Here is a 20,493-nt window from a genome sequence, read left to right as displayed (position 1 = left end):
CGAATAGAAGCGAGCGATACGATGAAAGTACTGATCATTGGCAACGGTGGCCGTGAACACGCCCTGGCCTGGAAGGCCAAACAATCCCCCCTGGTAACCCGGGTCTTCGTCGCCCCCGGCAATGCCGGCACCGCCCACGAAGGGAGCATCGAGAACGTAGCCATCTCGGCTACCGACATCCCGGCCCTGCTGGCGTTTGCCAAGGAGCAGCGCATCGGTCTGACCATCGTCGGACCGGAAGCACCGCTGGTGAAAGGGGTGGTCGATGCATTCCGTGCCGAGGGGCTGGCCATCTTCGGCCCGACCGCCGCCGCCGCCCAGCTGGAAGGCTCCAAGGCCTTTGCCAAGGATTTTCTGGCCCGCCACGCCATCCCGACCGCCGAGTACCAGAACTTCACCGAGGTGGAGCCGGCGCTGGCCTACCTGCGCGAGAAGGGCGCGCCCATCGTCATCAAGGCTGACGGCCTGGCCGCTGGCAAGGGGGTCATCGTTGCCATGACCCTGAGCGAGGCCGAAGAGGCGGTACGCGACATGCTCTCCGGCAACGCCTTTGGTGACGCCGGGGCCCGGGTGGTGATCGAGGAGTTCCTTGAGGGGGAAGAAGCTAGCTTCATCGTCATGGTGGACGGCGAGCACGTGCTGCCGATGGCCACCAGTCAGGATCACAAGCGGGTGGGCGATGGCGATACCGGCCTCAATACCGGCGGCATGGGGGCTTACTCCCCCGCCCCCGTGGTCACCGACGAGGTGCATCGCAAGGTGATAGAGCGGGTGATCATGCCGACGGTACGCGGCATGGCGGCCGAAGGCAACGTCTATACCGGTTTCCTCTACGCCGGTCTGATGATCGATGGCCAGGGCAATCCCAAGGTGATCGAGTTCAACTGCCGCTTCGGCGATCCCGAGACCCAACCCATCATGCTGCGCATGCGCTCCGATCTGGTGGAGCTCTGCCTGGCGGCCTGTGCCGGCAAGCTGGATCAGGTCGAGGCCATCTATGACACCCGCGTCGCCATCGGCGTGGTGCTGGCCGCCGGCGGTTATCCCGGCGACTACCAGCAGGGCAAGCCCATCAGCGGCCTGCCGGTGGAAGAGGCAAGCGGCGAGAAGGTATTCCACGCCGGCTCCCGCATGGAAGGCGACACCGTGGTCACCGCCGGGGGGCGCGTACTGTGCGCCACGGCCCTCGGCCACACGGTCGCCGAGGCGCAGCAGCGGGCCTATCAGCTGGCCGGGCGCATCAAGTGGGACGGCATCTTCTACCGCAACGACATCGGCTGGCGCGCCATCGAGCGTGAACAGCAGCAGTAATGAACAGGGCCCGCAAGGGCCCTCTCTTTAGCTTGCCCTCGGCCAGCCTGGCAGCATGGTCCATATGGCATGGTTCGATTGGCTCAACATCCTCCTTGCATCTCCCCCCTCCCTGTTACCCTTTGTGACAAAAAACAGCAATATTCACAAACAGTTCACGTACTGTCATGGCATCATGCCTGTAATGAATCCAGATAAGGGTTCATAAGAAGCCACATAGAATCGATAAGCATGTCGTTTAAATAAGGAAATCCCATGTTGAAAACTGTACGCCCCCTGTTGCTGCCCCTGATGTTTGGCCTGATGACCCTGCCCGCCATGGCCGGTGAGCTGGAGCAGCCGATGAAGAAGATCGGCTTCAACTACAAGCAGGCGGTCAAGGCCGAGGATGCCGCCACCATGGAGAAGTACATCAACGAGATGAAGGCACAGTTCGACATCGCCAAGCAGAAGAACATGCCGGCCGCCAAGAAAGAGAAGTTCCTGGAAGGCATGAACGAAGTGCAGACCGAACTGGATGCCAGCCTGGCAGCCCTCAAGGCGGGTGACGAAGCCAAGGCGCGCGAGCACCTGGCCAAGGTCAACGACCTGAAGAAGGAGTACCACAAATATGCCAAGCAAAAAGGCTGATCCCTTCCGCTGGGATAGTCTGGTCCGCCTCACCCACTGGGGTGTGGCGGCCATCTGTATCGGCAACCTCTGGCTCAACGAGGCGGGCGAGGAGTGGCACGAGCGGCTGGGTTACCTGGCCATCGCCCTGATCAGCCTGCGCCTGGCGTGGGGGCTCTCGTTTGCCAGGGGTCATGCCCGGTTGCGAGCCCTCATCCCAAGCCGGGAAGATTTTCGCCAGCAAGCGCTGGAGCTGCGCGAGCGCACGCCACCGGCTCCCGGTCACCACGGCAGCGGCAAGCTGGCGGTCTGGACACTCTGGCTGCTGATCCTGGCCACCGCCGGCACCGGCTGGTTCCAAAATACCGAGATGGGGTTCGAACTGGGGGCTGACGACTGGCACGTCTGGTGCACCTGGGCCCTGCAGGGGATGATAGCGCTGCACCTGCTGGCCATCCTGTTCACCTCCTGGCGCCAGCGCAGCAATCTGGTAAGGCGCATGTTGCCCGCTCGGCGACGCCCAAGCGCCCCCGAGCAGGCCCCCATCCAGCAGGATCAGGGCTCCTGACCCAGTTTGAGGCGAAACGCCAGCAAGCAAAAAGGCCGCTCATGATGAGCGGCCTTTTTAGGAAATTTGGTGGCCCCTGCCCGACTTGAACGGGCGACCAATCGATTATGAGTCGACTGCTCTAACCAACTGAGCTAAGGGGCCATGATGTTGGTTTTGCGGCGTGGATTAAATTACCACTATAATATCAGCAACTTGCATCATTTCCCTCATATTGCTCGGCCTCAAGTCGTATCTGGTAGCTTCACTCCAAGTACACTTGCAAGTACACTTTGAAAATATCGAAGTGCACTTAGCGAGGTTTGCCATCCAATGCCATTGACTCACAGTGAAGTAAACGCGCTACCCGCGAAAAGGAACCCATATTTTCAGACTGACGACAATCGTACCCGAGGAGAAGGGAGATTAGGGGTACAGGTATTCCCTAGCGGCACAAAGACCCTGACGTTTCGCTATAGGCGAGATGGGAAGTGGGCATTTATACCGCTTGGTAGCTTCCCAAACCTCAGCCTTGCTGATGCCCGCGAAAAGGCCAAGGCGTTTGGCCAGATGATCCGTGATGGCCTAGACCCCAAAGATGAGCTGGCTCGTCAAGCAAAGGAGCGGGAGCAAGAAAAGCGGGAGCGTGAGCAGCAAGGAACCATTGAGCAGTTATTCAAAAGCTATACCGAGCAGATGAAGAAGGACGGGAAGCGCACCCATGAGGCTGTATTGGCGGCTTTGGAGAAAGAAACCTATCCAGTGATCAAACCCACGACCAAAGCCAAGGACGTGACCCCGCACGACATCAAAGTGATCCTGGCGCATATGATTCGCCGTGGTGCTGATACCCAATCCAATCGTGTCAGAAGTTACCTGATGGCGGCGTTTAATTACGGCCTCAAGCATGACAACGACCCCGCCAATTTTATAGACGATGCCAAATTTGGCTTGGTGCTTAATCCGGTGGCTGCCATACCCAAGCAAAAGGCCGCCGAGCGTGTCGGGGAACGCTTCCTGACGTGGGCAGAGGCTCGCAAATTGCTTGATGATATGGAGCAGTCCACTAGCCTAGGCTTGACCCTGCGTAGCCTGATCCGGCTTTGTTTCTTCACGGGTGGCCAACGCCCTTATGAGCTGGCCGCCTCACGCTGGGCAAGTATCGACTGGGAAGCCAAAACCCTGACGATTACCGCCGAGCTTTCCAAGAATGGCCGCCCTCACCTGATCCCGCTCACTGATAGCGCCTTGCGGGTGTTGAGAGAGCAGCAAGCGGCAACGGGGGATAGTCCCTTTATCTTTGCCCACGCCACCAAGCCGAGCGAACCAATGCCGATGGCTTCACTTAGCCAAGCGATTGATCGTTACCGCAAACGCGCCGAGATGGCGCACTTTATCCCCCGTGATTTCCGCCGAACCTGTAAAACCCTGATGGGTGAGCTTGGCATAGCTAAAGATCTGCGCGACCGCCTACAGAATCACGCCCTGAATGACGTATCCAGTAAACACTATGACCGATATGAGTACCTGCCAGAGAAGCGCCGAGCCTTGGAGCTATGGGAACGGCGGTTATTGGATCTGGCAGCGGATACCGTGGTTTCCGTTAACTTTGGGGGACGTGGGTTATCTTCCTGACGCCAAAGGCATTGCTTTAGCGACAATGAATAGTAATGTGAGCCCTAATGGCGTTACTCAATAAAGGGTGACAATAGCTCTTTGCAATAACAGCGTGCTAACTTAGCTCACAAAATCGTCAGCAATGCACTTGGAGTACTTAAAAAAATGCTCAAGCTCATTTCTCAACTATTCACCGAAGCAAAAACAGTAAGAAAGGCAGTGGACATATTGTCACGTACTCTAGGGGTTAACCCATCATTGGTATCACGTATGATGGGGGATCTTGGGCCTGAGTGTGGTAACGAACTAGGGCTGATGATTGCAAAAACGGAGGGGAGTGCAACTGATCCTTTCCGCTTCATCTATGAATGTGGCGCACTAATATTTTTCTTCCATTGGTGTTTGTATAAGAGTGCTGGTGACATCAATTGGATGCACCAACATCTAGCAAAACAGGGATTTTTGATTGATCAGATCAGTACAGATACGCATGCGTTAAGTATCGCACAGTCACTACTAGGTGGTATTGAATTACGGGGGTACGACCTGCGCAGATTCAACCAAAACCTCTCTGTCTTTATGGCCGAATATGAAGAGTATCTTGACAGTGATGGCACAAGGGAACCGCCAAAGCTAGTTTTACATTAGTGTAGGGATTGTATGGGTTTCTATAGAAAGGTTTCCTTCATAGCGATCATTGTAATGTTGCTGACTTTGGTGGCAGGGCCATTCCTATTCAATTTTTATCCAAACTTTGAAAAGGGAAAAGTTATGTGTGAATCACAAGGAGGGCACGTTAGCTTTGAAGGGAGGGACATCAAGGTTTATGACGATAGAATCGAATTGGTCGGTGTCTGGGGAATATTGGACAGTGGTAAACCCAGACACATTTTGATCCAAACTAAAGGACGGTTGTGTGTGATTGAAGAAAGTAACACTGATTAGATAAACACACAGGAAGGCGTCTAGGATCGTCCCTGACGAGGTTTAGAGGCTTACCTATAGAATCCCCTGGGCTACGCCTAGTGACACTATATAGTATAAGTGAGCAGACTAACGCCTTCGGCAAAGAGTAAAGATACGCCAGAAAGAAGAGAAGAAACCTACGCAATAGGTAGTTAGTAGACAAGGGCTACAAGGACAGGGGAAGGGCTTTGTCTTTTCTCTCTTTTCCTTTAGGCGTCTTCTTTAGCTTGGCCCTGCCGGCCTGAGGCACATATCTCTCATAATCCTCTATAACGCCTTCGGCACAAGAGGGTGGCACTACGTGCCGGATAATAATTGCTTATTTTATTTGTTATGTTATCTGTTATTGGGCAAATAGTGCCACCTCTCTTGCACTTAGAGGATGCTCCCTCATTACAAATGGTATCATCTCCTCTTCTTCTTTTAGCCCTTCAATCCAGCCATGTCCTAGAGCTACTCCTAATTGCAGGGTAGGCATCTCGCTTACCTAGAGAGCACACACACTTAACAAACATTCATGAAAATATTTGTCTATGAAAACATACAACTAACAGTATAAGTATATACAAGCTATTTGAAATGTAGCCTGCTTAGATAGGTCATTCCTCTATTCTTAATATAAGAGAAAACTTCCCCTTCAGGCTGGCTCTGGGCTGGAGCCTTGTCCTTTCACCAATTTTGGAGAATAGGATACTGTCATTTTTAGGAGTACTTGTGCGTGAAGATTTGAGCTACAAAGAAGTAGCAGAAGAAACCTATGTCTTTGATGTAGAGACAGGAGAGGTTTTTAGGACACCACTTACCGACCATTTAGAATCCGTCCCTTATGCACATATCGGATTGCCACAGCATACGGCCTCATTACGCAAGCCCTCTGAGTGCAAGACATTAGAAGAACTAGAAGACGTTTGCACCAATGATGATAAGACACACCAAACAATTGAGTTTGATTCTGGTAAGTTATTCGACATTGTCAAGAGTAAGATCATCGAGTTCGACGGGATTCTTCAATGGAGGGCTATGCAATTAGCTGCTCTAATAAATCAACGCAATGTGGCAATTACAAATACCGTTTCTGTATCAAAGGCGATAGGCGTTAGCCCAAGCCATCTGTCCAGAGAATTAGCACCTCTTATCGAAGGTGGATTCATCAAAGTGTTCACACCAAGAGGTCTTAGGGAGAAGACGAGAGTCATTCTATTCAATCCCCATCTTTTCTGGAAGGGTGATTGGGAAAAACGAAACGCAATCAGAAGAAAAGCGCTACTCACTGGGGAGTGGGAGTCAAGCATATGAAACTTCTAATTTTATATCCATTGATAGTTTACTTAACTCACGCACTTTCCATCTTTATCCTCCAATAATAGGTAAAAACAAATGCAACGATACAACTCAACTCATGAACAATTTATGCAGGCTAGAGCTGCTGCTAACGCGACGTACTTCGATAAGTTGCGTGAACCAGTCGAAGAGCTATTGGCGTTTGGTTTCGGGTATGTTTCCCTAGCCTCAGCTCTTAATGCAAAAGGATATCTAACCCAACGAGGTAAGCCCTTCACTCGTGAGAGTGTGCGCACCCTGCTAAATAACTTAGGGCTTTCTACAGTGGGAGCAGAAGAAGAATGCAAAGAACAATAATAGCACACCTCGATAAGCATGGTCGCTGCTGTGCTGTAGAACGAGGGCGAGCAGGTGAATTAATCCTCCTGGCAGGGAGCTTAGATAACGCGGTGAGTTACAAAGAACTCCCAGAAAAATACATAAGCTTGGCTATGCGAGAGATTAGCAACACCGTCTCGTCTCAGGGTGTCACAGTCGTAGTTGGCAAGGAGGTTGTTACTGTATGAACCTCTATTATGTCTATTACAACCAACAAGACAAGGCGGTGTGTGTAGAGCGCCAAGGCACAAATGGTATCATCAAGATTATTGCAGGTGTCAGGCCGACCAGCCTTTACAGCCGAATGCTAGTCACTGATACCTACGCTCTCTCAGAGGCAATCGATGAATCCTTGCTCACCAAGCAAGAGCAATTGAATAAATCGAAAGGGATGCGTTACCAGCGTACCCCCGAGTTAGAGCAAGAAATCAAGCTAGGTTGTTCACATTCCGTATTACATACCAAATACGGCCTTTCTAAACGTACCTATCACCGATTGCGTAACGAGCTTATTAGTGCCACTCCTCCTACCCTGTAGGGTAGTACCTCCCCCCTGTGCCACTTCCTCTCTAGCCCTTGTATATCAAGGCTTAAAATAGCCAATTTTAGCAAAGTAGGACTCTTACTATGTGGTGTTTTCTTAACACACACAAACGGGTTCCTGTAACCCACTGTGATCACTACCGCGATTATTCAAAATTCAAGAACTATGACATTGACGCCTCTTTCACCTGGGCACCCAATTCCTTTCGGAGAAACTAAAGATGAATGAACAAATCAAAGACCTGTTTCAAGACGAATCAATCAATGATGATCAGCTTGCAGCCATCATCCAAGAGGCACAAGGAGACGCCTCTAAGGTGAGTAAGAGCATGAAAGCTCTTGGTATTGGTGCAGGATCTAAAGAGCACATTGAATACATGCACTCTCTTAAGACTGACGCCATGCGTAAACATGGTTTCTCAGATCCTATTCAAAAAACAGAGTTTACAGGGGATGAATTAGCTAATCCCAATTGGACAACCAAGCAATGGAATCAATGGGAGCGTGCTAGACGTGTGAAAGCTGGTTACAAGCCTAGCCCACTCACCAACAGCCAAGACGCTGCTGACTTCTTCAAGAAACTTAGAGGTGGTTAATGTCTCTCATCAAGACGCCAAAGGCTGCAAATTACAAGTTCGGAGGGCAGGCTGATAAGCCTGTCCGCTTCCATGAATACAAATCAGAAATTACTAGATTCTCTTACAAGGGCATTGTCATTGAGCGTAAAGGCTCTAGCTACCGCATTACGCCACCCAAACTTAAAGGCTTTGATATGGCTTTGTGTGATGGTGTCTATACCGATACTCGTTCGCTACAAGGGGCGCTTGATTTGGCATTTCTGAATGTTGACAGTGAACGCCAAGAAGAACTAAGGGCGCTGAATATCAACCATCGGTGTCCAGCTTGTAAGGGCGTAACGCTCATTCAGAAGAGAGATTGGCAAGAGGAGCGGATTTCTTGCCCCTTATGCGCCCGATACTCTCACTATTCCTACTATGAAACCGTGAAAGATGAAGTAATCCGGTGATAGAGGAGAGGTACTTTACCCCTTACGCCTCTCAAGACATACAGCCCCCATCTGATTACTATCCCCTATAGCCAGTATGCTCATGGGGTTGTATTGACTCTTGCAGAGGGGGCCATTTGTCATATTTTCTGTGAGATTTTTTCAAGCTACATTGCATATATATAAGAACCCCCCCTTACCCCCTCCCCTGGCTGGTGCAACCAGCATTTCCCCAGCAAATCGACGATGCCTCTCTCCGCTCCCCACACAACTTTTCTTCCTGTCCCCTAAAACCACTGTCATTGTGTCAACCCATCACTGGGCAATTGATAGGGCTTGGAATGCCGTCATCATTCCGCCCCTAGCAGTTAGCTAAGTACACTCACAAGTACACTTCAAAACGCCAGAAATAGAAAAGGCGCAGCGGTTACTAACCTACTGCGCCTTTCTGAATGTGGTGGCCCCTGCCCGACTTGAACGGGCGACCAATCGATTATGAGTCGACTGCTCTAACCAACTGAGCTAAGGGGCCGAAATGTGCTTTTGCGGCGTGGATTATAGGGGATGTCCGTTAGCCAGTCCATAGGCATATCAACCACTTGGCGAGATTTCATCCATATTCAAGCGGTTCCGTGGTTCATCGTCAGCGCCCCATCGCCACGGATAAAACAAAGCCCCGCATGGCGGGGCTTTTTGACAGCGGTTACGGGTTGGACCCGCCCAGGATTACTCGTCCAGGAAGCTGCGCAGTACTTCGGAGCGGCTCGGATGGCGCAGCTTGCGCAGCGCCTTGGCTTCGATCTGACGGATACGCTCACGGGTCACGTCGAACTGCTTGCCCACTTCCTCAAGGGTGTGGTCAGTGTTCATGTCGATACCGAAACGCATGCGCAGTACCTTGGCCTCACGAGCGGTCAGACCGGCCAGCACTTCGCGGGTCGCGTTGCGCAGGCTCTCGCTGGTGGCCGCATCGGCCGGCAGGGCCAGGGTGGTATCTTCGATGAAGTCGCCCAAGTGGGAATCTTCATCATCACCGATGGGCGTCTCCATGGAGATGGGCTCTTTGGCGATTTTCAGTACCTTGCGGATCTTGTCTTCCGGCATGCCCATGCGCATGGCCAGCTCTTCCGGGTTCGGTTCACGACCCATCTCCTGCAGCATCTGACGGGAGATCCGGTTGAGCTTGTTGATGGTCTCGATCATGTGTACCGGGATACGGATGGTACGGGCCTGATCCGCTATGGAGCGGGTAATGGCCTGACGGATCCACCAGGTTGCATAGGTCGAGAACTTGTAGCCACGACGATATTCGAACTTGTCGACCGCCTTCATCAGACCGATGTTGCCTTCCTGGATCAGATCCAGGAACTGCAGACCGCGGTTGGTGTACTTCTTGGCAATGGAGATAACCAGACGCAGGTTGGCCTCGACCATCTCTTTCTTGGCGCGGCGGGCCTTGGCCTCACCGATGCTCATGCGACGGTTGATGTCCTTGATCTGGGCGATGGACAGACCGGTCTCTTCCTCTATCTGCTGCAGCTTGCCAATGGCGCGCAGCACGTCTTCGTCCATCTCCACCAGACGCGGTGACCAGGCCTTGCCGGCCTGCTTCTGGTATTCGAACCAGGCAGTTTCGCACTCGTTGTTGGTGAAGGCCGCGACGAAGGTCTTCTTCGGCATCTTGGCCTGCTCAACGCAGAGTTTCATGATGATACGTTCCTGCACGCGGACCCGCTCCATCATCTCGCGCATGTTGTTGACCAGGCGATCGAACTGCTTGGGCATCAGGCGGAATTGACGGAACACGTCTGCCAGCTGGGAGATGGCATTCTGGGTATCTTCGTGCGCGCGGCCATTCTGCTGAATGGAGAGGCGGGTTACCTCGTACTGGGCGCGCAGCTCACCGAACTTCTCGCGAGCAACTTCCGGATCCGGACCACCGTCGCCATCATCGTCGGAGTCATCCCCATCACCGTCTTCGTCTTCGTCTTCGTCTTCATCCTCGTCAGCCAGATCTTCCTCGCTGAGCTCGGAGCCGATGTGAGTGGCGGTCGGTGCGACGTCGTCGGTCTCATTGGGATCGATGAAGCCGGAGATGATGTCGGACAGGCGCAGCTGTTCGGCTTCATACTTGTCATATTGTTCAAGCAGATAGGTAATCGCTTCCGGGTACTCGGCGACGGAGCTTTGTACCTGGTTGATACCGTCTTCGATCCGCTTGGCGATATCGATTTCGCCTTCGCGGGTCAGCAGTTCGACGGTACCCATTTCCCGCATGTACATGCGGACGGGATCGGTCGTGCGACCAATCTCGGATTCAACAGATGCCAGAGCCTGGGCCGCTGCTTCGGCAGCGTCCTCATCGGCGGTACCACCTTCAGCCATGATAAGATCATCGGCATCCGGGGCGTTCTCCACCACCTGGATACCCATGTCGTTGATCATCTGGATGATGTCTTCGATCTGGTCAGAGTCGACAATGTCTTGCGGGAGGTGATCGTTCACCTCGGCATAGGTCAGGTAGCCCTGTTCTTTACCTTTGGCAACGAGGAGTTTAAGCTGAGACTGCGGGGTTTGCTCCATAGAACTCATCCGGTTGGTGTTGCTAGGTTGCGCGTACAGTGCGCTGCTGCGCAAATAGCCAATTCTAATAGAAAACCGCCAGACATGCTATGTCTGGTTGCGGCGTCGGTCATGAGAAACCCCTGCCCGCAGTATTGTCGGGGCCAGGCGGTTATAAAATGTTTGCTTTTAATCCCGTCCATTCGGGCAACGGTATTCATATTGGGGTTAATCACTCAAATATCAAGCCCCACTCTCATTTCTTTTCTCAATCTGCACCTCTCTGATCAGCATCATCAGCTCCTGAGTTTCCTCAGAGCTTAGCCCTTCCTGCGCCACCTTGGCCTGCAATTCCTCGATGCGCTGCTTCAGGAACAGGTTGATGAAACCGACGAAAGTATCCTGTAATTCTCCCAGAATATCGGGCTCCTGGTCGAGCTTTACCTCTTCAAACAAATCGTGCATCGCCAGCTGGGCCAGGATCTCTCCCTCTTTGGTACCGCGCCAGTGTTCCAGCAGGATACCCGTTGTCACCCCGGGCTGAGTCAGGATCTGCTGATGCAGTTGCAGCAGGAACTGGATCCCCTGCAGACGCAGGCCAGCCAGCTCAGGCATGGCCGGCAGCTCGGCGGTGATCGCCGGATATTGCACCATCAATGCCAACGCCCGGCGCAGTGGTGTCAGCTTGGCCGCCTTGGGCTTGCTCACCTCGGCCTTCGGCTGGCTGTTGCGGGCAAACAGTTCGGCGATCCGCTGTTTGTTTTCACCCCAACGCATCATGCTGGAGAGCCGGGTGATCAACCCCTCGCGGGTAAAGCCTTCCGGCACCCGGCGGATCAGCTCGGCGGCCTTGTTGGCCACTTCGAACTTGCCTGCCTCACCCGAGAGGGCCGCATCACGACCGAGACGTTCGAACATGAAGTCGGCAAACGGCTGAGCCTGGTCGAGCAGCGCTTCGAACCCCTCCTTGCCGATCTGGCGCACCAGCGAGTCGGGATCCTCGCCATCCGGCAGAAACACGAACTTGAGTTCACGGCCATCCTGCAGATGGGACAGCGCGTTATCCAATGCCCGCCAGGCCGCCTCACGGCCGGCATTGTCGCCGTCGTAACAGCAGACCACCTCAGCCGTGGTGCGAAACAGGGTATGGATATGGTCGCTGGTGGTCGCGGTTCCCAGCGCAGCCACCGCATAATCGATGTCGTACTGGCCGAGCGCCACCACATCCATATAGCCCTCCACTACAAGGATCCGACGCGGATCCTTGTGCGCCTGCTTGACCTCGTAGAGACCAAACAGCTCCCGCCCCTTGTGGAAGATGGGCGTTTCGGGAGAGTTAAGATACTTGGGCGTGCCATCCCCCAACACCCGGCCACCGAAGCCGATGACCCGGCCGCGTTTGTCGCGGATCGGGAACATGATGCGATCTCGGAAGCGATCATAGCTGCCCGGGCCGCTGTCCCGCGGGATCAGCATGCCGCCTGAGATGAGCAGCTGCTCGTGCTCCCGGCTGGATCCAAAGCGGCGACGCACCTGATCCCAGTCTCCGGGGGCATACCCGATGTTGAAGCGCTTGACCACCTCGCCAGTCAGGCCTCTGCCTTTCAGATACTCCACCGCCTGTGGCGCGTTCTTGAGATTACTCTCGTAGAAGCGCGCAATCTGGTTCATCAGCTCGAACAGATCCTTGCTGACGGCCGGTTGGCTATTGCTGGCTCCCCCCGCCGTTTGCTCACGGGGGACCTGCATGCCATGCAGGCTGGCCAGCTCCTCGATGGCATCGGGAAACTCGAGCCCGTCGTACTCCATCACAAAGCCGATGGCATTGCCGTGGGCACCGCAGCCGAAACAGTGATAGAACTGCTTCTCCTGACTGACAGTAAACGAGGGGCTTTTTTCGTTATGAAAAGGGCAGCAAGCCTGGTAGTTCTTACCGGCTTTCTTCAGCCGCACACGGGAGTCGATCAACTCGACAATGTCTGTGCGTACCAGCAGATCATCGATAAAGGATTGTGGGATCCTGCCTGCCATAACCGTCCTGTTTCATTGCGTAGAAAATAAAAAAGCCGCGCATTCCCAGGGAAGCACGGCTTCTTTGACCAAACAAGAGAGTTGCCTGTTACGCCAAGCGGGTTTTCACCTGCGCACTGACGGCGCCGACATCGGCACGCCCCTGAATTTTCGGCTTCAAGACAGCCATGACCTTGCCCATGTCAGCCATGACGGCAGCACCACTTTCAGCGATGGCTTGCTCAATCAGTGCGGCAATCTCGGCTGCGGTCAGCTGTTGCGGCAGGAATTCCTGCAACACAGCGATCTCGGCGGACTCTTTGTCGGCGAGATCCTGGCGACCGGCGGCCTCGAATTGACTGATGGAATCACGGCGCTGTTTGACCATCTTGGTCACCACAGCGAGGATATCCTGATCATCGAGCTCGACACGGGTGTCAACTTCACGCTGCTTGATTTCAGCCATCAACAGACGGATCGCGCCCAGCCGCTGCTTGTCTTTGGCAAGCATGGCGAGCTTTTGCTGATCCTTGAGTTGATCCTTCAGAGACACGGCATGATCCCTTGATTAGTACAGGCGGATACGACGTGCGTTTTCGCGGGACAGCTTCTTGGCGTGACGCTTAACGGCGGACGCTTTGGCACGCTTGCGAATGGTAGTCGGCTTCTCGTAGAACTCACGGCTACGAACTTCGGACAGGATACCGGCTTTTTCGCAAGAACGCTTGAAGCGACGCAGAGCAACGTCAAACGGCTCATTTTCACGGACTTTGATTACTGGCATGTGCCTTTCACCTCAGTGATAAATTGTTAGCTGACCTTCAATCGATCAGCATGTCTTAAAATGGTGCGAAATTATACTCTGGACAGGGAATGAAAGTAAACCCGCAGAGATCGCTCTGGTTTAAAAAACCCGCGAAGGTTACCATAGCCGTCTCATTTTAGCAGTGAAATTTTTTAGCAATGCGTGTATTGGGCATAGAGACATCCTGTGACGAAACCGGGATCGCGATCTTCGACGATCAAAAAGGGATCCTTTCCCACCAGTTATACAGCCAGGTCAAGCTGCATGCGGACTACGGCGGCGTCGTTCCCGAGCTGGCCAGCCGGGACCATGTGCGCAAGACGATCCCCTTGATCCAGGCGGCGTTGCAAGAGGCCGGACTGGGCAAGGATGACATCGACGGCATCGCCTATACCGCGGGCCCGGGTCTGGTTGGCGCCATCCTGGTGGGGGCCACCATTGGCCGCTCACTTGCCATGGCATGGAACAAGCCAGCCATCGCCGTGCACCACATGGAAGGCCACCTGCTGGCGCCCATGCTGGAAGAGAAGGCTCCCGAGTTCCCCTTTGTGGCGCTCTTGGTCTCTGGCGGCCACTCCATGCTGGTGCGGGTCGACGGTATCGGCAACTATCAGCTGCTCGGGGAATCCATCGACGATGCCGCCGGCGAGGCGTTCGACAAGACCGCCAAGCTGATGGGTCTGGACTATCCCGGTGGTCCGCTGCTCTCCCGCTTGGCTGAGAAAGGCCTCAAGGGCCGCTTCACCTTCCCGCGTCCCATGACCGACCGCCCCGGGCTCGACATGAGCTTCTCCGGCCTCAAGACCTTTGCCGCCAACACCATCGCCGCCAATGGCGACGACGAGCAGACCCGTGCCGACATCGCCCGGGCGTTTGAGGATGCGGTGGTCGATACGCTGGCCATCAAGTGTCGCCGGGCCCTGAAGGAGACCGGTCTCAATCGCCTGGTGGTGGCCGGCGGCGTCAGCGCCAACCGTCACCTGCGCGCTCAGCTGGCCGAGCTGATGGAGAGCCTCAAGGGGGAAGTCTTCTACCCACGTACCGAATATTGCACCGACAACGGCGCCATGATCGCCTATGCCGGCATGCAGCGCCTGAAAGCGGGCGTGTTCGAGCCGCTGGCCGTGAAGGCCGTGCCGCGCTGGCCGCTGGATACGCTGGATCCGGTTTGATCCTGTGGATCCAGTCGACATGAAAAAGGGGCTATGGGCCCCTTTTGGTTTTGCCTGGTAAGCATCTTCACTCACTCGCAGCAATTAGTTGGTGCGGAACAGCGCCTCGATGGAGAGCCCCTGCCCCAGTAGGATCTCCCGCAGACGGCGCAGCCCCTCCACCTGGATTTGGCGCACCCGCTCCCGGGTCAGACCAATCTCGGCCCCCACGTCTTCCAGGGTCGCCGGCTCATAGCCGAGCAGACCGAAGCGACGGGCCAGCACCTCACGCTGCTTGGGATTCAGCTCTTCCAGCCAGTGCACTATGCTGGCGCGCATGTCGTCATCCTGTGACTCCAGCTCAGGGCCCATGCCGCGCTCATCAGAGAGCACATCCAGCAGCGCCTTGTCGCGATCGCCACCAATCGGGGTATCGACCGAGGTGATCTTCTCGTTGAGCTTGAGCATGCGGTTCACATCGTCCACCGAGCGATCGAGCGCCTGGGCGATATCCTCGGCGGTCGGTTCATGATCGAGGCGATGAGAGAGTTCGCGCGCAGTGCGCAGGTAAACGTTTAACTCCTTGACCACATGAATGGGCAGACGAATGGTACGGGTCTGGTTCATGATGGCCCGCTCTATGGTCTGGCGGATCCACCAGGTGGCATAGGTGGAGAAGCGGAAGCCGCGCTCCGGATCGAATTTTTCGACCGCGCGGATGAGACCGAGGTTGCCCTCTTCGATGAGATCCAGCAGCACCAGGCCGCGGTTGTTGTAACGACGGGCGATCTTGACCACCAGTCGCAGGTTGGACTCGATCATGCGCTTGCGGGCGGCTTTGTCGCCCCGCAAGGCACGGCGAGCATAATAGACTTCCTCTTCTGCCGTGAGCAGGGGGGAGAAGCCAATCTCCCCGAGATAGAGCTGGGTGGCATCCATCACCTTGTTCAGTTCAGGTGCCATCAGCTCATCGGAAATCGTCTCTTCGGCCTCGGCCGCAACTTCCTGTATCTCTTCTTCTTCCTGACTCTCCAGCTCTTCGTCGAACTCTAACTCTGCATCCTGCATTACCAGTTGTTCTTGGCTCATGGCGTGTCTCCCTGACCTGCACCAGAGTAAGACTTAACTCTCTGGGTCTAACGCTTTGGCAAATGGCTCATCGGGTTGATCGACTTGCCTCTGTACCGGATTTCAAAGTGCAATCGCACATCCGGCGCGTCCGTGCTACCCATGTTGGCAATGACAGATCCGCCCTGCACCGAATCCCCTTCCTTGACCCGCAGCTCATCGTTGTGAGCGTAGGCTGAAAGGTAGTCATCATCGTGCTTGAGGATGATCAGCTTGCCATAACCCCTTAGTGCGCTACCCGCATAGACGACCTTGCCGCCGCTCGCCGCGTAGATGGGTTGCCCCTTTTGGCCGGCGATATCTATGCCCTTGTTCCCCTGTTCTGCAACAGAGAAACCCTCGACGATCCGGCCTTTGGTAGGCCAGTGCCAAGAAAGTCTCGACTGAGGCTTGTTGTCGTTTTTTTGTTCTTTTGCCTGAGCGTATTCTTTTGAAGATGGCTGAGCAACGGTTTTTTGTTTGATGAACGGAGTGGTCGTACCTGACGTTGCCGGAGCCAAGGGTTTGGGACCACTGCTCTGGCTGACCACCGGAGCGGTCACCGGCGAGGTCGCCGCCACCATCTGGCCACTGCTCGCCTCGGAGGACTGCACGTTCAGCACCTGCCCCACCTGAAGGGCAAAGGGGGCTCTCAGATTGTTGTTCTGGGCCAGGGTCTGATTCGACATGCCGAACTGGCGGCCAATGCTGCTCAGGGTATCACCGGGTCGAACCTGATAGGTGCCCGCGCTGCGTGCCACCGCCATGGTGCTGCCAGAGGCGTCGAGCCGGATCTGCTGACCCGGATAGATGTTGTAGGGGGGACTGATGCCATTGAGGCTGGCCAGCGAGGGCACGTCATTGCCCGAGTTGAAGGCGATGGAGTAGAGCGTATCCCCTTTCTTCACCGTGTAGCTGTTGCCCTGAATGGTGGGCTGGGCCGCCATCTGGCGCGCCGGAATGGTGGAAACAAGACCGTCATTGCCCAGTCCCTGGACGGGGGCGGCGGTCTTGCTGGAAGCGCAAGCAAGCAACAGCCATGACAACACGACGACACTGCTTCCTTGCCAAATACGCGAACGCATAGTGGATCCTCAACGACTAAACCAGAAATAGGCCACGACGGCCAAACCAATACAGAGCCAACCCAGCACATCCACATAGTGCATCAGCTTGCGCTCCATCTTTTCGCCACCCCAGCGCATCAGACCCGCCACCAGGAAAAAGCGCATGCCACGCCCGATCAGCGAGGTCACGATGAAGGGCAGCAGTGCCATTTGCAGCAGACCGGCCGTGACGGTAAACACCTTGTAGGGGATCGGCGTGAAGCTGGCAATAAAAATCACCCAGATACCCCACTGCTGAAACCACTGTTCGGCCACGGCAATCTTCTCCTCATAGCCGACCGACGCAACCAGCGGCTGGACCACCGGCTCCCACAGGGCATAGCCGAGCAGGTAACCCACCAGGGCGCCCAGTACCGAAAACAGGGTGGCGAGCGCGGCATAGTGCCAGGCCCGTCGGGGTTTGCCGAGCGCCATGGGGGCCAGCATCACATCCACCGGGATGGGCCAGAACACCGACTCGATGAAGGCGGTGATCGCCAGATACCAGGGGGCATATTTGTGGCGCGCCCACTGCATCACCAGCACATAGAGGCGGGAAAACAACTTCACTCGACATCTCCGTCAATCAGGGGAACAAAACGGACCGGCTCCAGGGTCCGGCTGGTGAGCTGGGAGCCCGACCGCTCGATCAGCTGCAGGGTCTGCTGGCTATCCCCCACCGGCAACACCAGCCGACCACCGTCGGCCAGCTGATCGGTGAGGGCCGCGGGCACCTCGCTGGCGGCCGCCGTGACCAGAATGGCGTCAAACGGCCCCTTATTGGGCCAGCCCAGCCAGCCATTGCCGTGCTTGGCGGAGACATTGTGCAGATCGAGCTGACGCAGCCGGCGCCGGGCCTGAAACTGCAGCGACTTGATCCGCTCCACCGTGTAGACGTGCTCCACCAGATGAGCCAGCACCGCCGTCTGATAACCCGATCCTGTGCCAATCTCCAGCACGTGGGCCGGATTGTTCTGGATCAGCAGTTCGGTCATGCGCGCCACCATGTAGGGCTGCGAGATGGTCTGGCCGTGACCGATGGGCAGGGCCGTATTGTCCCAGGCCTTGTGGGCCATGGCTTCATCCACGAACAGCTGGCGCGGCACCTTGGCAATCGCCGCGAGTACGCGGAAATCGCGAATGTCCTGCGCAATCAGCTGGTTTAACAGGCGCTGTACTATCACACCTTCATCCCTGCAGGTCCAACCAAGCCCCCAGCCCCGCCAGACTGCTGTAGGCAGTCATATCGATGGTCAGGGGGGTGATCGAGACGTAGCCCTGCTCGATGGCGGCGAAATCCGTGCCTTCTCCCGCATCTTGCTGGCTGCCGGGGGGGCCGATCCAGTAGATGGGCTGGCCGCGGGGATCCTCGGTGCAGATCACTGACTCCGCCCGGTGGCGGTTGCCAAGGCGCGTTACTCTGATCCCCTTGATCTGGTCGAGGGGCAGGTCAGGCACATTGACGTTGAGGATCTGATCGGCAGGCAACGGGTGCACCATCATGCCTTTCACCATCAGGGCCGCGTAATGGGCCGCCGTGGCGAAATGGGTCTTGCCTACCAGCGAGATGGCCAGCGAGGGGAAGCCGAGGTGGCGCCCCTCGGTCGCAGCCGCCACCGTGCCCGAGTAGATGACGTCATCCCCCAGGTTGGCACCGTGGTTGATGCCGGCCACCACCATGTCGGGCTCGGGGCGCACCAGCTCGTTGACCGCCAGGTGCACGCAGTCGGTCGGGGTTCCCTTCACCGCATGGTATCCGGTTTCGGCGATGCGGGTGACCCGCAGCGGCACTTCCAGCGTCAGGGAGTGACTCGCCCCGCTGCGGTTGCGATCCGGCGCCACCACGATGACCTCGCCGCAGGCGGCCAGCGCCTCGCTGAGGGCACGGATACCCTCGGCATGCACACCGTCGTCATTACTGACCAGAATTCTCATCGGACTGATTCCTGAAACCATGATCGGCCTCTTCGGCCTGCATTAACTCGCGCACCACGCTGGTGGCAAACGCCCCGGCCGGCAGGAAGAACGACAGGGTCAGCACAGCCCCCTCCAACTGCCAGCTCATGGCCTGCGGCTTGAGCAGCAAGGGGCGGCGATCCTGATCCAGCCCCGCCTTCTCCAGCCCCTCGCACCACTCGTGATAAGGCGCCAGCACTGCCTGCTCGAACTCGGCGGCGGCGCCCTGGCTGGCAGAGCGACCACGCCCCCACTGGGGCGCGGTGAGCTGCACGTCGCCGGAGGCGAGACGCGCCTCCAGCTCGGGCGTCACGCTCTCTTCGCTGAAGATGGAGTGGCTGCCTTTGAGCATCACGCAGTCGCCAGCCAGCAGCTGATGGGCCAGCCCCTGCTCGATGCGGGCGCTGACGATAGCGTTGAACAGCATGCTGCGAGCGGCGGAGAGGTAGAGGGAGCGCTTGTTGCGATCCTTGATCCGCTTGCCGGCGAACATCGCCTTGGCGGCCTCCAGATTGTTGCCACCACGGCCGAAACGCTGCTCGCCGTAGTAGTTGGGCACGCCCTGGTCGGCGATGGCCTGCAGGCGGGACTCCAGCCCGTCGGCCTGCTCCAGTCCGGTGAGGCGCAGGGTGAAGTGGTTGCCCTTGAGATAGCCGACCCGCAGCTTCTTGTTGTGACGCTTCACCTGCAGGATCCGGATGCTGTCGCTCTCGATGACCGAGAGGTCCGGCTCTGCCTTGCCAGGCAGGTGGATACCGAACCACTGTTCGGTCACCGCGTGGCGATCTTTCAGACCGGCCCAGGTCACCGCATTGCGGGCAACCCCGGCCGCATCGGCCAGCAGGCCCGCCACCCAGGCGGTGTTCTCGCCGGTTTTGCGCACCTGGACGAAGATGTGCTCACCCTCGCCGCAGGGTTCAAACCCGAGATCTTCATTGACCACGAAGTCGGCGGCTTGCGCCTTGAGGATGCCGCGGGCCGTGGGCGCCCCGTGCAGGTAGGCCAGTTGTTCGAGCATTATTGTTTCACCAGTAAGACGACGGCTTCGGTGGCGATCCCTTCCTTGCGCCCCGTGAATCCAAGCTGTTCGGTGGTCGTCGCCTTGACGTTCACCCGGTTCAAATCACATTGCAGATCGGCGGCCAGCACGGCGCACATGGCGTCGATGTGGGGCGCCATCTTGGGCGCCTGGGCGATGATGGTCACATCCAGATTGCCGATGGCATAACCCGCCTTCTGCACCCGTGCAAACACGTCCCGCAGCAGGATGCGGCTGTCGATGCCCTTGAATTCGGCCGCAGTATCGGGGAAATGGCGGCCGATGTCGCCGGCGCCTATGGCCCCCAGCAGGGCATCGCTCACCGCATGCAGCACCACATCACCATCGGAGTGAGCCAGCAGGCCCTGTTCATACGGCACCGCCACCCCGCCCAGCATGCAGGGGCCAACCCCGCCAAACTTGTGTACATCAAAACCATGTCCAATCCGGATCATGCCAGCTCCTCTGTGGGTGAATCGGGTCGCGCCGGCCGGCGCGC

22 protein-coding genes and 2 tRNA genes are annotated in these 20,493 nt (G+C 56.4%); 11 read left to right on the top strand and 13 right to left on the bottom strand.

Annotation, left to right across the window (positions count from 1 at the left end; translation table 11 throughout):
• Positions 1 to 21: 21 nt before the first annotated feature.
• The 3 genes from purD (at position 22) to AB5Y81_RS21330 (ending at position 2,488) form a co-directional block, all read left to right on the top strand.
• Complete coding sequence (gene purD / locus AB5Y81_RS21340; RefSeq protein WP_279484820.1) at positions 22 to 1,311, top strand: phosphoribosylamine--glycine ligase; 1,290 nt, start codon at positions 22 to 24, stop codon at positions 1,309 to 1,311.
• A gap of 255 nt (positions 1,312 to 1,566) precedes the next feature.
• On the top strand, positions 1,567 to 1,941 hold the full coding sequence (locus tag AB5Y81_RS21335) for a cytochrome b562 (protein WP_005309462.1): 375 nt from the start codon (positions 1,567 to 1,569) through the stop codon (positions 1,939 to 1,941).
• Complete coding sequence (locus AB5Y81_RS21330) at positions 1,922 to 2,488, top strand: cytochrome b/b6 domain-containing protein (protein WP_017780949.1); 567 nt, start codon at positions 1,922 to 1,924, stop codon at positions 2,486 to 2,488. The genes AB5Y81_RS21335 and AB5Y81_RS21330 overlap by 20 nt, the downstream gene beginning before the upstream one ends.
• Positions 2,489 to 2,555: 67 nt before the next feature.
• Here AB5Y81_RS21330 and AB5Y81_RS21325 read toward each other — a convergent pair.
• Positions 2,556 to 2,632, bottom strand: a tRNA-Ile gene (locus AB5Y81_RS21325).
• Between the two features lie 168 nt (positions 2,633 to 2,800).
• Here AB5Y81_RS21325 and AB5Y81_RS21320 point away from each other — a divergent pair.
• The 7 genes from AB5Y81_RS21320 to AB5Y81_RS21290 all read left to right on the top strand — a co-directional run bounded on the left by AB5Y81_RS21320 (position 2,801) and on the right by AB5Y81_RS21290 (position 8,279).
• Positions 2,801 to 4,102 carry a site-specific integrase gene (locus AB5Y81_RS21320; protein ID WP_270824938.1) on the top strand — a complete coding sequence of 434 codons (1,302 nt, stop codon included), beginning with the start codon at positions 2,801 to 2,803 and terminating at the stop codon, positions 4,100 to 4,102.
• A 147-nt stretch (positions 4,103 to 4,249) separates the two neighbouring features.
• Entirely contained in the window at positions 4,250 to 4,732 is a 483-nt protein-coding gene (locus AB5Y81_RS21315) for a hypothetical protein (protein WP_128821499.1), read from the top strand.
• 1,032 nt (positions 4,733 to 5,764) lie between these two features.
• Positions 5,765 to 6,346 (top strand): hypothetical protein, encoded by a 582-nt coding sequence (locus AB5Y81_RS21310; protein WP_279484821.1) that lies wholly within the window; start codon positions 5,765 to 5,767, stop codon positions 6,344 to 6,346.
• 81 nt (positions 6,347 to 6,427) lie between these two features.
• A complete protein-coding gene (locus tag AB5Y81_RS21305; protein ID WP_279484822.1) occupies positions 6,428 to 6,688 on the top strand; it encodes a recombinase-like helix-turn-helix domain-containing protein in 261 nt (86 codons plus the stop codon).
• A 205-nt stretch (positions 6,689 to 6,893) separates the two neighbouring features.
• Positions 6,894 to 7,247 (top strand): hypothetical protein, encoded by a 354-nt coding sequence (locus AB5Y81_RS21300; RefSeq protein WP_279484823.1) that lies wholly within the window; start codon positions 6,894 to 6,896, stop codon positions 7,245 to 7,247.
• A gap of 226 nt (positions 7,248 to 7,473) precedes the next feature.
• Positions 7,474 to 7,848: a hypothetical protein gene (locus tag AB5Y81_RS21295; RefSeq protein ID WP_279484824.1), complete on the top strand. Its 375-nt coding sequence runs from the start codon at positions 7,474 to 7,476 to the stop codon at positions 7,846 to 7,848.
• Positions 7,848 to 8,279: a hypothetical protein gene (locus AB5Y81_RS21290; protein ID WP_279484825.1), complete on the top strand. Its 432-nt coding sequence runs from the start codon at positions 7,848 to 7,850 to the stop codon at positions 8,277 to 8,279. The genes AB5Y81_RS21295 and AB5Y81_RS21290 overlap by 1 nt, the downstream gene beginning before the upstream one ends.
• A 434-nt stretch (positions 8,280 to 8,713) precedes the next feature.
• On the opposite strand, the gene AB5Y81_RS21285 is transcribed toward AB5Y81_RS21290, so the two are convergent.
• From AB5Y81_RS21285 to rpsU, 5 genes are all read right to left on the bottom strand, one after another.
• A tRNA-Ile gene (locus AB5Y81_RS21285) sits at positions 8,714 to 8,790 on the bottom strand.
• A gap of 194 nt (positions 8,791 to 8,984) precedes the next feature.
• Positions 8,985 to 10,880, bottom strand: coding sequence for an RNA polymerase sigma factor RpoD (rpoD, locus tag AB5Y81_RS21280; protein WP_322111590.1), 1,896 nt, complete (start codon positions 10,878 to 10,880; stop codon positions 8,985 to 8,987).
• A 183-nt stretch (positions 10,881 to 11,063) separates the two neighbouring features.
• Positions 11,064 to 12,851, bottom strand: a complete 1,788-nt coding sequence (dnaG, locus tag AB5Y81_RS21275; protein ID WP_017764736.1) for a DNA primase — start codon at positions 12,849 to 12,851, stop codon at positions 11,064 to 11,066.
• A gap of 88 nt (positions 12,852 to 12,939) precedes the next feature.
• A complete protein-coding gene (locus AB5Y81_RS21270) occupies positions 12,940 to 13,383 on the bottom strand; it encodes a GatB/YqeY domain-containing protein (protein ID WP_017780947.1) in 444 nt (147 codons plus the stop codon).
• 15 nt (positions 13,384 to 13,398) lie between these two features.
• A complete protein-coding gene (gene rpsU / locus AB5Y81_RS21265) occupies positions 13,399 to 13,614 on the bottom strand; it encodes a 30S ribosomal protein S21 (RefSeq protein ID WP_005309452.1) in 216 nt (71 codons plus the stop codon).
• Between the two features lie 179 nt (positions 13,615 to 13,793).
• On the opposite strand from rpsU, the gene tsaD reads away from it, so the two are divergent.
• The gene (gene tsaD, locus AB5Y81_RS21260; protein WP_017780946.1) at positions 13,794 to 14,807 is read left to right on the top strand and encodes a tRNA (adenosine(37)-N6)-threonylcarbamoyltransferase complex transferase subunit TsaD; all 1,014 of its coding nucleotides are present in this window, start codon (positions 13,794 to 13,796) and stop codon (positions 14,805 to 14,807) included.
• Positions 14,808 to 14,891: 84 nt separating this feature from the next.
• On the opposite strand, the gene rpoS is transcribed toward tsaD, so the two are convergent.
• The 7 genes from rpoS to ispF are packed head-to-tail and all read right to left on the bottom strand — an operon-like array spanning position 14,892 to position 20,449.
• The gene (rpoS, locus tag AB5Y81_RS21255; RefSeq protein ID WP_005309444.1) at positions 14,892 to 15,875 is read right to left on the bottom strand and encodes an RNA polymerase sigma factor RpoS; all 984 of its coding nucleotides are present in this window, start codon (positions 15,873 to 15,875) and stop codon (positions 14,892 to 14,894) included.
• A gap of 47 nt (positions 15,876 to 15,922) precedes the next feature.
• Positions 15,923 to 16,978 (bottom strand): peptidoglycan DD-metalloendopeptidase family protein, encoded by a 1,056-nt coding sequence (locus AB5Y81_RS21250; protein WP_026141487.1) that lies wholly within the window; start codon positions 16,976 to 16,978, stop codon positions 15,923 to 15,925.
• Positions 16,979 to 16,987: 9 nt separating this feature from the next.
• Positions 16,988 to 17,569 (bottom strand): YqaA family protein, encoded by a 582-nt coding sequence (locus AB5Y81_RS21245; RefSeq protein ID WP_026141142.1) that lies wholly within the window; start codon positions 17,567 to 17,569, stop codon positions 16,988 to 16,990.
• A complete protein-coding gene (locus tag AB5Y81_RS21240; RefSeq protein ID WP_279484826.1) occupies positions 17,566 to 18,183 on the bottom strand; it encodes a protein-L-isoaspartate(D-aspartate) O-methyltransferase in 618 nt (205 codons plus the stop codon). The genes AB5Y81_RS21245 and AB5Y81_RS21240 overlap by 4 nt, the downstream gene beginning before the upstream one ends.
• Positions 18,184 to 18,187: 4 nt before the next feature.
• Entirely contained in the window at positions 18,188 to 18,934 is a 747-nt protein-coding gene (gene surE, locus AB5Y81_RS21235; protein ID WP_279484827.1) for a 5'/3'-nucleotidase SurE, read from the bottom strand.
• Positions 18,915 to 19,973 (bottom strand): tRNA pseudouridine(13) synthase TruD, encoded by a 1,059-nt coding sequence (gene truD, locus AB5Y81_RS21230; RefSeq protein ID WP_017780945.1) that lies wholly within the window; start codon positions 19,971 to 19,973, stop codon positions 18,915 to 18,917. Before truD ends, surE begins: the two co-directional genes overlap by 20 nt.
• Positions 19,973 to 20,449 (bottom strand): 2-C-methyl-D-erythritol 2,4-cyclodiphosphate synthase, encoded by a 477-nt coding sequence (gene ispF, locus AB5Y81_RS21225; protein ID WP_005309431.1) that lies wholly within the window; start codon positions 20,447 to 20,449, stop codon positions 19,973 to 19,975. Before ispF ends, truD begins: the two co-directional genes overlap by 1 nt.
• Positions 20,450 to 20,493 lie beyond the last annotated feature (44 nt).

Source organism: Aeromonas sp. s2, from assembly GCF_040907935.1.
Lineage (GTDB): Bacteria > Pseudomonadota > Gammaproteobacteria > Enterobacterales > Aeromonadaceae > Aeromonas > Aeromonas dhakensis.
The sequence above is the reverse complement of the archived record's forward strand: the minus strand, read 5'-3'. Positions and strand labels throughout refer to the sequence as shown.